12 protein-coding genes are annotated in these 13,517 nt (G+C 66.8%); 6 read left to right on the forward strand and 6 right to left on the reverse strand.

The genetic code is table 11. The features are described from left to right. The 6 genes from VFV09_13755 to VFV09_13780 form a co-directional block, all read right to left on the reverse strand. Positions 1 to 1,321, reverse strand: a 1,321-nt coding sequence (locus VFV09_13755) for an aldehyde dehydrogenase family protein (protein ID HEU4868773.1), incomplete at its 3' end; no start/stop codon positions are given. Beyond that, complete coding sequence (locus tag VFV09_13760) at positions 1,321 to 2,763, reverse strand: gamma-aminobutyraldehyde dehydrogenase (protein ID HEU4868774.1); 1,443 nt, start codon at positions 2,761 to 2,763, stop codon at positions 1,321 to 1,323. The genes VFV09_13760 and VFV09_13755, both read right to left, overlap by 1 nt. 1 nt (position 2,764) lies before the next feature. Continuing rightward, positions 2,765 to 3,592: an ABC transporter permease gene (locus VFV09_13765; GenBank protein HEU4868775.1), complete on the reverse strand. Its 828-nt coding sequence runs from the start codon at positions 3,590 to 3,592 to the stop codon at positions 2,765 to 2,767. A 1-nt stretch (position 3,593) separates the two neighbouring features. After that, positions 3,594 to 4,529 (reverse strand): ABC transporter permease, encoded by a 936-nt coding sequence (locus tag VFV09_13770; protein ID HEU4868776.1) that lies wholly within the window; start codon positions 4,527 to 4,529, stop codon positions 3,594 to 3,596. A gap of 49 nt (positions 4,530 to 4,578) precedes the next feature. Then, positions 4,579 to 5,799, reverse strand: a complete 1,221-nt coding sequence (locus VFV09_13775) for an ABC transporter substrate-binding protein (GenBank protein HEU4868777.1) — start codon at positions 5,797 to 5,799, stop codon at positions 4,579 to 4,581. Between the two features lie 51 nt (positions 5,800 to 5,850). After that, the gene (locus tag VFV09_13780) at positions 5,851 to 6,918 is read right to left on the reverse strand and encodes an ABC transporter ATP-binding protein (protein HEU4868778.1); all 1,068 of its coding nucleotides are present in this window, start codon (positions 6,916 to 6,918) and stop codon (positions 5,851 to 5,853) included. A gap of 140 nt (positions 6,919 to 7,058) precedes the next feature. Here VFV09_13780 and VFV09_13785 point away from each other — a divergent pair, with 140 nt between their 5' ends. The 6 genes from VFV09_13785 (at position 7,059) to VFV09_13810 (ending at position 13,485) form a co-directional block, all read left to right on the forward strand. Then, positions 7,059 to 8,468, forward strand: a complete 1,410-nt coding sequence (locus VFV09_13785; protein ID HEU4868779.1) for an aspartate aminotransferase family protein — start codon at positions 7,059 to 7,061, stop codon at positions 8,466 to 8,468. A 1-nt stretch (position 8,469) separates the two neighbouring features. After that, entirely contained in the window at positions 8,470 to 8,937 is a 468-nt protein-coding gene (locus VFV09_13790; GenBank protein HEU4868780.1) for an Lrp/AsnC family transcriptional regulator, read from the forward strand. Between the two features lie 68 nt (positions 8,938 to 9,005). Then, complete coding sequence (locus tag VFV09_13795; protein HEU4868781.1) at positions 9,006 to 9,164, forward strand: hypothetical protein; 159 nt, start codon at positions 9,006 to 9,008, stop codon at positions 9,162 to 9,164. 145 nt (positions 9,165 to 9,309) lie between these two features. Further along, positions 9,310 to 10,155, forward strand: coding sequence for a VOC family protein (locus VFV09_13800; GenBank protein ID HEU4868782.1), 846 nt, complete (start codon positions 9,310 to 9,312; stop codon positions 10,153 to 10,155). A 70-nt stretch (positions 10,156 to 10,225) separates the two neighbouring features. Next, positions 10,226 to 10,537, forward strand: coding sequence for a hypothetical protein (locus tag VFV09_13805; GenBank protein HEU4868783.1), 312 nt, complete (start codon positions 10,226 to 10,228; stop codon positions 10,535 to 10,537). Positions 10,538 to 10,632: 95 nt separating this feature from the next. After that, on the forward strand, positions 10,633 to 13,485 hold the full coding sequence (locus VFV09_13810; GenBank protein ID HEU4868784.1) for a PAS domain S-box protein: 2,853 nt from the start codon (positions 10,633 to 10,635) through the stop codon (positions 13,483 to 13,485). The last annotated feature ends 32 nt before the right edge of the window (positions 13,486 to 13,517 follow it).

Raw genomic sequence — 13,517 nt, forward strand, 5'->3', positions numbered from 1 at the left:
TCTGGTCGGCCCGCCAGGTCGGGACCTCGTTGACCACCACCGCCCCGTAGTCGAGCGCCTTCGCCGCCCGCATCGCCTTCGATATGTCCGACGTGAAGATCGCCGCCTGCAGCCCGTACTGGCTGTTGTTGGCCAGCGCCAGCGCTTCGTCCAGATCGTTGTAGGTCGCAACCGCCACGACCGGGCCGAAGACCTCCTCCGAGCAGACCTTCATCTGTTGGTTCACATCGGCCAAAAGCACCGGGTGTACCACGCCGGCCGGATCGCCCGGGCCCGGTCCCGCCAACAAACGGGCACCTCCGGCAACCGCTTCGTCCACCCAGGAGCGCACCCGGTCGGCGTCGCCGCTCGAAATCAGGGCGGAGACCTCGGTCTCCTCGCCGGCCGGGTCCCCGACCACCAGGGACGACACCTCCTTCGCCAGCAGGTCGCAGAAGTCCCCGGCGACCGCCTCTTGCACGTACACCCGTTGGGTCGAGATGCACGACTGCCCGGCGTGGCTGTAACCCGCTACCCGGATCTTGGCTGCCGCCGCCGCCCAGTCGCCGTCCGGCTCGATGATCACCGGGCTGTTGTTCCCCAGCTCCAGGTTCACCTTCTTCTTCGGGGCCGACGCCCGGATGGCCCACCCGACCTCCCGGGAGCCGGTGAAGGTGATCATCGCCACGTCCTCGTGCTCCACCAGGCGCTGGGCGGTTGCCCCGCTGCACGGAACGACGTTGATCCAGCCCGCCGGCAGGCCGGCGTCCTCGAACAGGTCGGCGAGGGCGTGGGCGCACAGCGGCGTGGTCGACGCCGGCTTCAGCACCACCGGGCACCCGGCCGCCACCGCAGGACCGAGCTTGTGGACCACCAGGTTCACCGGGAAGTTGAACGGGGTGATCGCGGCGACCACGCCCACCGGCACCCGGATGACGAACCCGATCTTGCCGGCGCCGGCGGCCGACGCATCGAGCGGCACCGTCTCCCCGGTCAGCGTGCGGGCGGCGGCCCCCGAGAAGCGCAGTGTGTCGATCGCCCTCTGGGCCTCTACCCGGGCGTGCCGGATGGGCTTGGCCGCCTCCTCGCAGATCAACCGGGCCAGTTCCTCGACCCGCTCCTTCGCCAGGCGGGCCGCCTCGTCCAGGATCTCGGCCCGGCGGTACGGCGGCAGCGGCTCGCCGGTGAGAACCGACTTGGCAGCAGCGACCGCCGCATCCAGGTCCGCCGCCCCCGCCGACGCCACCCGGCCGACCAGGTGGCCGTCGTACGGCGAGTGGACCTCGATCACGCCGTCGCCGGGCGACCGGCCGGCCCCTATCCGCAGGGGAACCGGCTCCATCAGAACTTCGCCATCACGTGCTTGACCAGCGTGTAGTCCTCCACCGCGTAGGCGGACATGTCCTTGCCGTAACCCGACCGCTTGTACCCGCCGTGCGGCATCTCCGAGACCAGCGGCAGGTGGTCGTTGATCCACACCGTCCCGTACTTGAGAGCCCGCGCCGCCTTCAAAGCCCGCGAGGTGTCCCGCGTCCACACCGACGCCGACAGCCCGTAGTCCACGTCGTTGGCCCACGCCAGCGCCTGGTCGTCGTCGTCGAACCGCTGGACGCTCACCACCGGCCCGAACACCTCCTTGCGGACGATCTCCGAGCCCTGCTCGACCCCCGCCACCACCGTCGGAGTGTAGAAGTACCCGGGGCGGTCGCTCCGTTCGCCCCCGATGAGGACCGACCCGCCGGCCGACCTCGCCCGGTCGACGAACCCGCTCACCCGGTCCAGCTGCTCCTCCGACACCACCGGCCCCATCTCGATCTGTTCGCCCTCGTCCGGGCTGCCGACCTTCAGCGACTCCACCGCCGGGACCAGCTGGTCCAGCAGGCCGTCGTAGACCTTCGGCCCGGCGAGAACCCGGCACGCAGCCGTGCAGTCCTGGCCGGTGTTGAAGAACCCGGCGAGCCGGATGCCGGCGACCACCGCTTCCATGTCCGCGTCGTCGAATACAACCACCGGCGCCTTGCCGCCCAACTCCAGGTGGACCTTCTTCAGGGTGTCCGCCGCCGCCTTCGCGACCTCAACCCCGGTGGCGACGTCCCCGGTCAGCGACACCATGTCCACGCCCGGGTGGCGGACCAGCCCCGCCCCGACCGGCTCGCCGTCGCCGGTGATCACGTTGAGCACCCCGGGCGGGAAGATGTCGGCCGCGAAGTCGGCCAGGCGAAGTGCGCTCAGCGGGGTCAGCTCGCTCGGCTTGAGGATCACGGTGTTCCCGGCGGCCAGCGCCGGCCCGATCTTCCAGATGGCCATCATCAGCGGGTAGTTCCAGGGGGCGATCGAAGCGACAACGCCGATCGGCTCCCGCCGGATCATGCTGGTGTAGCCCTCCATGTACTCCCCCGCCGACCTGCCCTCCAGCAGCCGGGCGGCGCCGGCGAAGAAGCGCAGGTTGTCGACGGTGAACTCGACGTCGAAGCTGGAGACCGAGCTGGGCTTGCCGACGTTCGCCGACTCCAGGCCGGCCAGCTCCTCCGCCGCATCCTCGATCTTCTGCGCCAGCTTCAGCAGCATGAAGCTGCGGTCCTTGGGGGTGGTGTTCGACCAGGTTTCGTCGAACGCCGCCCGGGCCGCTGCGACCACCGCGTCCACGTCCTCCTGTCCGCCGCTCGGCACCTCGGCGATCGGCTCGGCGGTTGCCGGGTTGTAGATCGTCCTGGTCTGCCCGGACTGCGCCGGGACCCACTTGCCGCCAACGAACATCTCCGACTGCTTGACCGCTATCGCCATCTCAGACCTCCTTGTGAAACCTGCTTGCAAACCTGATTTTCGTCTCTCCCGACGGGTCCCGCGGGTTGGTCAGCCGCTGGGCGAGGATGATCGGGATCGTCGTGATTGCAATGACCACGATCGCCACCACGTTGGTCACCGGGCGCTGCCGGGGCCGGGTGAGGCTGGCGAAGATCCAGATCGGCAGCGTCTCCTGCTGGCCTGCGGTGAAGGTGGTGACGATGATCTCGTCGAACGACAGGGCGAAGGCCAGCATGCCCCCGGCGACCAGCGCGGTGGCCAGGTTCGGCAGCAGCACGTGGCGGAAGGTCTGCAGGCCCGAGGCCCCCAGGTCCATCGACGCCTCTACCAGCGACCACTGCATCCGCCGGAACCGGGCGAGCACGTTGTTGTAGACCACCACCACGCAGAACGTGGCGTGCCCGACGACGATGCTCCAGGTCCCCAGGCCGAGGTCGCCCAGCGAGATCGCCGACCGGATCGCGATGCCGGTGACGATGCCCGGCAGCGCGATCGGCAGCAGCACCAGCAGCGAGACCGCGTTCTTCCCGAAAAACTTCGTCCGGTACACCGCGGCGGCGAGCAGGCTGCCCAGGACCAGCGCGATCCCGGTTGAGATCGACGCGACCAGCAGCGACAGCCGCAGCGCCGCCCAGATGGAGGGGTTCCCGGCCGCCACCTCGAACCACCTCAGCGTAAAACCGGGCGGCGGGAAGCGGAAGCTGGAGTCTTCGGTGGTGAAGGCGTAGAGCAGGATGATCGCCAGCGGGAAGTACAAAAAGAGCACGACACCGCCGGTGGCGAACTTGAGCGCCAGGCCCCGCCGCATGCTAAAGGGCCTCGAAGGCGCCGGCCTTCTTGGCGCCGAGCAGGTAGATGCCCATGATCGTCATCGGCACCACGGTGAAGGCCGCGGCCAGCGGCAGGTTGCCCGCGATGCCCTGGTGCAGGTACACGGCGGCCCCGATGAAAAAGCTCGAGTTCCCGATGATCGCCGGGATGATGAAGTCGCCGAGGGTGAGCGAAAAGGTGAAAATCGACCCGGCGACCAGCCCGGGAAGCACCAGCGGCAGCGTCACCCGCCGGAAGGTGGTCGACGGCCCGGCCCCCAGGTCGCTCGACGCGTCCAGGTACGACCTAGGCACCCGCTCCAGGGCGGCGGCCAGCGGCAGGATCATGTAGGGCAGCCAGGTGTACACGAACACCACCCACATCCCGAGGTAGGACTGCGAGAGCGACGGCCCGCCGATCACCGGCACCGACAGCACCCAGTCCAGAACGCCGGCAAGCCCGATCCGCTCGACGAACCACGCCGCAATCCCCTCCTTGGCCAGTATCAGCTTCCACGAGTAAACCCGGACCAGATAGCTGGACCACAACGGCATCAGCACAGTCAGGACCAGCAGCGTCTTCATCCGGGGCGAAGCCAACCGGGCCGTGTAGTAGGCAATCGGGAACGCAATGGCCCCGCAGGCCAGGGTCACGGCGGCCGCCATCGTGGCGGTCCGCAGGATGATGTCGACGTTGGAGTCGCTCAGCAGCTCCCGGTAGGAGCTCAACCCGAACTCCTTGACCACCGTCCCGGTGAACTCCTCCAGCCGGTAGAAGCTCTGGATCAAAAGGGCCCCGAGGGACCCGAGGTAGAACACCCCCAGCCACGCCAGACCGGGCGAAAGCAGCAGGATCAGCTTCAGGTTGGGGTGGCGGTGGAACCACGACGAGAGCCGGCGGGCGGGAGAGGGCTGCCGGGCTGCTGCTACAGCCACGGAGCCACTCCCGCCCAAACCGGCTTCATCTTCAATCAGCTACTGCGAACTACCTGCCGCCGATGACTGCCACGTAGTTCGTGGCCCACTGGCTGTACGGGATGCACTCCCGGTCGCCGTCGGGTTCGAAGCAGTCGGCCTGCGGCGTCTTCCAGAACGCGATCCGGTCGAAGTTCTCGAAGCCGTTCGTGGTGCAGCCCTCCGCTCCCAGCAGCTCGTTGCCTTCGCAGGCGTCCGGTACCGACGGAACCGATCCGAACCAGCTGGCCAGGTCGCCCTGCACCTTCTCGTTCAGCGACCACTCCATCCACTTGTACGCGCAGTTGGGGTTCGGAGCGTTCGAGTGCATCATCGTGGTGTCGGCCCAACCGGTCGCGCCCTCCTTCGGGATGACGCTGGCGATCGGCGCCGGCTTCGTCTTCAACAGGTTCACCTGGAACGGCCAGGACGAGCTGGCAACCGCTCCCTCGTTGGTGAAGTCGTCGACCTGGACGAACGCGTCGTGCCAGTACCGGCCGACCAGCTGGCGCTGCTGGCGCAGCAGGTCCAGGGCCGCCTTGAACTGGGCCTCGTCGAGTGCGTAGGGGTCTTCGATGCCGAGCTCGGGCTTGGTCGCCTTGAGGTACAGGGCGGCGTCGGCCACGTAGATGGGCCCGTCGTACGCCTGGATCCGGCCCCGGTTGGACCTGCCGTCCGGCAGCCGGGTCTCCTCGAAGACCACGCTCCAGCTGTCCGGGGGCTGGTTGCGGAAGGCCTCGGTGTTGTACATCAATACGTTCGAGCCCCACTGGTAGGGCACGCCGTAGTGCTCCTTCTCACCGTCGCCGTCCTTGTCGACGGTGTGCCACGGCGCATCCTGCAGCCGCTCGTCGACCTTGTCGTAGCTCTCGATGAGGTCCAGGTTGATCGGCTGAACCGCGCCGCTTGCGATCAGACGAAGGCTGGCGTCTCCCGAGGCCGTCACCAGGTCGTACCCCGACCCCTCCTGCATGAGCGAAGCCATCTCGTCCGACGTGCCGGCCGTCTTCACCTTGACGTCACAGCCCGACTCCTCCTCGAACTCGGTGACCCAGTCGTACTTCGGGTCGGTGTCCCCCCGCTCGATGTAGCCGGCCCAGGCGATGATGTTGACCTCGCCCTCCGACTCGCCGACCTCTTCCTGGACGCCGGCGGCGGTGTCGCCTCCGTCGTCGTCGTCTCCGCCACAGCCGGCCGCCACCAGCATCAGCGCCAGCATCAACGCTGTGAGTCGCCATCTCCTGCGCCTCATCTGTTCCTCCTCCTTCGGGCTCCCACCCGTTTTGCGCCCCCGGCCCCCTTCTTAGACCGGGCGGTTGTTCCTCCTGTCCCAGGCGATCCGCACCCGGCGCCCCAGGACGTCCAGTGCCTCGGGGGATCGCAGACCCCGGTTCTGCTCGTTGACGATCAACGTCTGGTCGCCGGCACCGTCCACCGACACCAGGAAGCGGGTCGACGACCCCAGGTAGATGACCTCCTCGATCCGTCCGGAGACGACGCAGTCGTCGGGCGCCGGAAGGTCCGCCTCCAGGAGGAAACGCATCTTCTCCGGGCGGATGGTGAAGGGTTCCTCGCTGCCGGCGATCTTCTCCGCCGCCGCTCCCTCCACCAGGTTCGATGTCCCGACGAACCCGGCGACGAAACGGGAGGCAGGCCGTTCGTACACGTCCGCCGGGGGCCCGACCTGCTCGATGCGGCCGTCGTTGAGCACCGCCAGCCGGTGGCTCATGGTCAGGGCCTCCTCCTGGTCGTGCGTGACGTAGATAAAGGTCAGGCCGAGGTCTCGCTGGATCGCCTTCAGCTCGATCTGCATCTGCTGCCTGAGCTTGAGGTCCAGGGCGCCGAGCGGCTCGTCGAGCAGCAGGACCCCGGGGCGGTTCACCAGCGCCCGGGCGAGCGCCACCCTCTGGCGCTGGCCGCCGGACAGCTCGGCGGGCTTGCGCTTCCCGTACGCCTCCAGGCGCACCATCCGAAGGGCGTCGGCCACCCGGTCCCGTCGGTCCCGGGCCGACACCTTCTTGACCATCAGGCCGTACTCGACGTTGGCCGCCACCGTCATGTGGGGGAACAGAGCGTAGTCCTGGAAAACCGTGTTGACGTCCCGGTCGTAGGGCGGCAGGCCGGTGACATCCTGGCCCAAAAGGAACACCCGGCCCGTGGTGGGGGTCTCGAAGCCGGCGATGAGCCTGAGGGCGGTGGTCTTGCCGGATCCGGAGGGGCCCAGGAGGGAGAAAAACTCGCCCTGCTCGATCTTGAGGTCCAGTTCCTCGAGTGCGGTGACCTCTCCGTAGCGCTTGCTCGCCCCCCGGATTTCAACCGCCGGGGCGGCTGTGGCGCCCTCGGCAGGTGACCTCTCTGCGGTTGCACTCACATCCGGCAAAAGGTGAACCTCCGCTGCAAGCGATTTAGTTAGAGATAGTATAATCAAGCGATCAAATTGCTTGCCAACTTGAGATCACGGCAGTATTTTGTCGGCAGATGCGCCTCTTCATGACGGAAATGGAGGTCGCTGTGGACGACGCGGGCTCGCTCGGACGGGCAGCCAACGACCACCTGTGGCTGCACTTCAACAAGCTCCCGACCGAGGAGTCACCCCTCCCGAGAATGATCGACAGCGGCGAGGGCTCCTACGTATGGGACACGGAAGGAAACCGCTACCTCGACGGCCTCGCCGGGCTTTTCGTCGTCCAGGTGGGCCACGGGCGGGCAGAGATCGCCGATGCCATGTCCCGGCAGGCAGGCAGGCTCGCCTACTTCCCGATCTGGGCGTACCCGCACTCCCCTGCGGCTCGTCTGGCCGAGCGCATCGCCGCCCTCGCCCCGGGCGACCTGAACCGGGTGTTCTTCACCACCGGCGGGAGCGAGGCGGTCGAGTCCGCCTGGAAGCTCGCCCACAACTACTTCTCGCTGATCGGCCGGCCCGAGCGGCAGAGGGTGATCTCCCGCCGGATGGCGTATCACGGCACGACCCTCGGCGCCCTCGCCGTCACGGGACTGGAGACCCTGCGGAAACCCTTCCTCCCCCTGCTGAACGGCAAGTCGTGCCATGTGGCGAACACCAACCGTCTGCACTGCCCGCTCTGCGCAGGCGAGCCGGCCTGCACGCTGGCGTGCGCCGATGAGATCGAGCAGGCGATCCTGGAGCAGGGACCCGAAACCGTCGCCGCGGTCTTCCTCGAGCCGGTGCAAAACGCCGGAGGCTGTTTCACCCCCGCGCCCGGCTACTTCGCCCGGGTCCGTGAGATCTGCGACCGATACGGCGTGCTGCTGGTGTCGGACGAGGTGATCTGCGCCTTCGGGAGGCTGGGCGACTGGTTCGGCTGCAGCCGCCTGGGATTCCAGCCGGACATGATCACCTTCGCCAAAGGCGTCACGTCGGGCTACTCCCCGCTGGGAGGGGTGGTGATCAGCGACCGGATCGCCCAACCGTTCCTGGACGGCAAGTCTTCGTTCGTCCACGGGCTCACCTTCGCCGGGCACCCGGTGGGGTGCGCCGCGGCGCTGGCGAACCTGGAGGTGATGGAACGGGAGGGGTTGAACCAGAGGGTGCTCGACCTGGAGGGCGAGTTCCGCAGCCGGCTGGAGACGCTGCTCGACCTGCCGATCGTCACCGACGTCCGGGGTATGGGGTACTTCTGGGCGATCGAGATGGCCAAAGATGGTGAGCCGTTGGCTCTCGCCGAGAAGGAGTGGTTGATCCGCCGGTTCCTCAGCCGGCGCCTTCCGGAGTCCGGACTGCTCTGCCGGGTGGACGACCGGGGCGACCCCGTGATCCAGCTTTCGCCACCGTTGATTTGCGGCCCGGCGGAGTTCGACGAGATGACCGCCGCCATCCGCCGCTGCCTGGAGGAGGCTTGGGAGGAGCTTCGGACCGTTTCTGCCGGCGAAGCGATTCCTGCCGGGCCGCCCGGCGGCCGCTGACGTGACTGCCGACTCGATAGAGCTCGACGACATCGACCGCGCGATCATCCGCCAGCTTCAGGTCGACGGCCGCACGCCCTACTCCAAGCTCGGGCCGGTGGTGGGCCTCTCCCAGGCGGCGGTCCGTCCCAGGGTCCAGCGCCTCATCGACCGCGGGGTGATTCAGGTCGTTGCGGTCACCGACCCGTTCACCCTGGGCTTCACCATCCAGGCGATGATCGGGATCCGGGCCGAAGGCAGCGTGAAGACGGTGGGCGACGCCTTGAGCGACATTGCCGAGGTCGAGTACGTGGTGATCACGGCCGGCCGCTACGACATCCTGGCGGAGGTCATCTGCACCGACACCCACGCCCTTTTCGACCTGGTCAACGATCGGATCAGAAGCCTGCCCGGCGTGGCGTCGACCGAGATCTTCACCTACCTCGGGGTCGTGAAGCGGAGTTACTCCTGGGACCCGGGAACCCCCTAAACATCGGCGGTTTTCGCCCTTCGGGGGCCGGGTAGATACCTATTGAAGCTATCCGGAAGGAGGAAAACATGGAGTCTGAGACCCCTGAACTGCTCCCCGGAGAACAAAAGAAGGTGCCGGACCCGGAGGCACTTCCCCAGACGGTGACTACGGCCGCCGCCTTCCAAGGAAAGCCGCCGGTGGCCAAAGAACCGGCTGAAGCCGGTAACCGGAGCGGGCCGGACTAGCTCGCACCACTTCTACTTCCCAGGGCCCCGGTTCATCCGGGGCCCTTTTTTTCTGAAACAAAACCCGCCCAAGACCTATTTAGGACAGGAACTGTCCGCATGATTTCGTAGCCTTTGGTTGTTCAATCGACCAAGGGAGACTGCGATGCTGGAGCGAGAGGGATTTATCCACGGCGTGCCCTGCTGGATCGACAGCGGCCGCCGCGACGGCGACAAGGCGGTCGAGTTTTACGGGAAGCTTTTCGGCTGGGAGTTCACCAACGTCGCCCCTCCCGGGACGGGCAGCTACTTCCTGGCGAAGAAGGGCGGCAAGCTGGTCGGGGCGATAGGGGCCAGCGAGTACAACAACGAGAACCCGGTCTGGAACACCTACATCCAGGTGGACGACGTCGACATCACGGCCAAGGCCGTAGCGGAGGCCGGCGGCAAGGTGACGATGGAGCCCATGGACGTCGGTGAGGCCGGCCGGATGGCCTTCTTCACCGACCCGACGGGGGCCGAGTTCGCCGTGTGGCACGGCGGAACCCTCAAGGGCGCCGAGCTGGTAAATGCGCCCGGGTCGTGGAACTCGAGCGACCTGCACACCAGCGACACCGGCGCCGCCTCGGCCTTCTACCACTCGGTCTTCGGCTGGGAGACCGACCTCCTGGAGTTCGGGGGCTTCAAGTCCTGGCTGTTCCGGCTTCCCGGCTACGGCGACTTCCTGGAGCAGTTCGACCCTGAGATCCGCACCCGGCAAGCCGCCGACCAGGCGCCTCCCGGGTTCGAGGACGCAGTCGGGTGGATGGCGGAGCTTAGCGAGGGCTCTCCACGGTTTGTCGTCACATTCGCCGTGGCCGACACCGACGCCACCGTCGCGTTGTGCGAGCAGCTGGGCGGCTCGGTGGTCCAGCCGGCCTACACCATGGGACCAGTCCGGGAAGCCGTGCTTGCCGACCCCGAGGGCGCCGAATTCCGCATCGGCCACTACGACCCGAACCGTGAGTCCTAGCTTTCTGATCACCCGACAAGGCCCGGCTCAAGCCGGGCCTTGTCCGTTCGGGACTCGCTAAAGTAGGGCGATGAACGACGACCCCCAGGCACGTGCCCGCTTCGATGCCATCGACGACTTCTACGGCAGCGAGGTGAAAAAGGGCACCGATCCCATGCAGGACGCCCTAAGAACCTGGGACCACAACGAGTACCAACCGCTGCAGAACCGTGACCCCGAGCTCTACGGCCTGATCTGCAACCAGCTCGACTTCCCCATCGACATCCTGATCGGCGAGGGCTCAGTGAAGCTGGGCCGGAACGACCGCCACATCGTCCTGACATGGAACGGCGACGACGAGGACCTGCTGGACCTGGTGCTCGAAGGGGCGAAGCTGATCTAGTTACGGTAAGCCGGATGGACCCCATTCGTTGGTCCATTCGGCCCCCTAATCGCGTGAATGCCTGCGCGAACACAAAGAGCTGCCGATGAAGTGGTGTGAATTCACCGCCCCTGGCGTCCGATCCGGTTCTGGTCAACCGGTTCCGGCGCTTCTCGCACGCCGCAGCGGCGATTGCCGCTGCCGTCGGAGCCCTGGTCCTGCTTGGTTGGATCTTCGACCTGCCGGTCATCAAGAGCGTGCTTCCCGGCCAGGCCACCATGAAGCCGAACACCGCGCTGGCCTTCCTTCTAATGGGCCTGAGTCTTGGGGCCCTCTCCGCATCCGATCCCTCCAAACTGCGAGCCCGAACAGGTGAGATAGCGGCGGGGCTGACCGGCTCCATCGGGCTGGCCACCCTCCTTCAGTACTCCCTTGGGTGGGACCTGGCAATCGACCGTCTTCTGTTCAACGCGACCGGGCCGCACCGAATGTCCCCTTCAACCGCCGGCTCCCTGCTGGCGATGGGGTTCGCGCTGCTTCTGGTGGCCCGGGAGAGAGACCGCGCGGCCAGGTTTTTTGCGACCCTGGTGAGTATCACCAGCCTCGTGGCGGTGCTCGGCTACCTCTACCGGGTTCCCGCCATGCACCGGCTGCCGGGCTACGGGAGCATGGCACTGCACACCGCACTCACGCTGCTCGTTACCGCGCTAGGCCTGATGGTGCTGCGTCCGGAGCGGCTGGCGATCTCGGCCCGAAACTCCGGTGGCGTCCTCCTGAGGAGGTTGTTCCCGGCGATGGTCGTTGCCCTGGTGATCCTGGGATGGGTCCAGGTCGAGGCCCAGCGCGCCCAGTTGACCGACTCGGCCTCCGGCATCTCGGTGATGGTTGTGATTCGTATGGTGGTGCTGAGCGGTTTCATCGCATGGGCCGCGAGCTCCCTTCGCAAGGTCGAGCGTGGCCGCGTGGCGGCAGAACACGCCCTCAGGGACCTCAACCTCGAACTCGAGGACCGGGTACGGGCACGGACCGAGGAGCTGGCGGCCAGCGAGAGGCGCGCGGCGGCAATCATCGCCACCTCGGCCGACGGCTTCGTGTCGTTCGACTCCACCGGCAGGATCATCGACTGGAACCGCCGGGCCGAACTCATCTTCGGCTGGGAGAGGCACGAGATTTTGGGGCAGCGCCTGACCGATACCCTCATCCCGCTCCGGTCCCGAGATGCGTTCGAGGCGGGCATGAGCCGCTTTCTGGTCACCGGGGAGAGTCCGATCATCGCCGGAGGGATGGAGACGACGGCGACCCACCGGGACTACCGCGAGTTTCCGATCGAGCTGACGGTCTGGGCAACCTCCGACGGCGACAGTCTCAGCTTCAACGCCTTCGTCAAGGACATCACCGAACGCAAGCATGCGGAACACCGGCTTCGCGAGAGCGAGGAGCGCTTTAGGTTGCTGGCAGAAACCGCTCCCGTAGGTATCTACCGGTGGGACACGCTCGGGAGATGCACCTACGTGAACCGCGCCTGGACCACCATCACCGGGCTTTCTCCACAGCAGGCCGGCAGCGACGGCTGGGCGAGCATCCTCCACCCCGAGGACATCGTTCAGGTGCTGTCGGCTCGCCGGGAGGCCACGGACAACTCTGTCGACCCGCAGCTTCGCTACCGAATTCGCACACCGGGAGGAGTCGAGAAGTGGGTCGACTCACGAGCGGTTGCCATCAAGGGGAGCGACCATTCGACACTCGGCTACATCGGGACGATGATCGACGTCACTGCTCAGGTCGAGGCTGAGATTGCTATTGCCTCCGCCCGGGACGAGGCCCTCAGCGCCTCCGAGAGCAAGTCGCAGTTTCTGGCGATGATGAGCCACGAGATCAGGACACCCATGAACGGCGTCATCGGACTTACCGGACTCCTTCTGGATACCCCCCTCAACGCTACCCAGCGAAGCTACGCCGAAGGCGTTCAGGTCTCCGGTGAAGCACTGCTCGGCATCATCAACGACATCCTGGACTTCTCGAAGATTGAGGCCGGCAAGCTGGAGCTCGAGGACGAGGCGTTCGACCCGGCCAACACGGTTTCCCGGGTGGCCGGCCTGGTTGACCAGCAGGCCCGCGCCCGGGGGCTGCAAATGGTGGTCGAGTGCGATCCCGACCTTCCCTTCAGCGTACGGGGCGATGAAGGACGGCTGCGGCAGATACTCCTCAACTTCGCGACCAATGCGATCAAGTTCACCAGCATTGGCAGGGTGACCATCCGGGCTTCCCTCGATGGCCTGCAGCCGGACGAGGGAGCCGCCGTCCGATTCGAGGTTGTCGACACCGGAACCGGCATCGCCGACGACGTTGCCGGCCGGCTGTTCCAGCCTTTTGTCCAGGCCGACGCCTCCACCACGCGCCGTTACGGAGGCACCGGACTGGGGCTGGCCATCTGCCGCCAGCTCGCCACGGCGATGGGAGGCGAGGTGGGGCTGGAAAGCCGGTTGGGCCAAGGCAGTAACTTCTGGCTGCGGCTGACGTTTGCCGGCGCCGAGCCGCTTGGTCAAACGAGCGAAGGTTCGGTCCGGGAACTTCCCCGGCAGCGTTCACTCGGACGGCCGGGGAAGATCCTGGTCGTTGAGGACCACCCGATCAACCAGCAGGTGACACAGGCCTATCTGGCGCACCTCGGGTACGACTCGCAGATCGTTCAAAACGGCCTCGAAGCGCTCGCGGCGCTGGAGGAAGAGTCGTTCGACGCCGTGCTCATGGACTGCCACATGCCGGATATGGACGGTTACCAGGCGACCGAGGAGGTCAGGCGCCGGGAGGGTGATTCAGTGCACACCCCGATCATCGCCATGACGGCGAGCGCGCTGGAGCAGGATCGGGGGAAGTGTATCGCCGCCGGCATGGACGACTACCTGGCCAAGCCCATCGCCGACGGCGAGTTGAAGAGGGTCCTGGCGAGATGGATCCCTGCGGCCTGACGGGGCTACAACCCAGCCGCGGTAAACCGTAC

The organism is Actinomycetota bacterium, from assembly GCA_035759705.1.
In the GTDB taxonomy this organism is placed as follows: Bacteria; Actinomycetota; CADDZG01; order JAHWKV01; family JAHWKV01; genus JAJCYE01.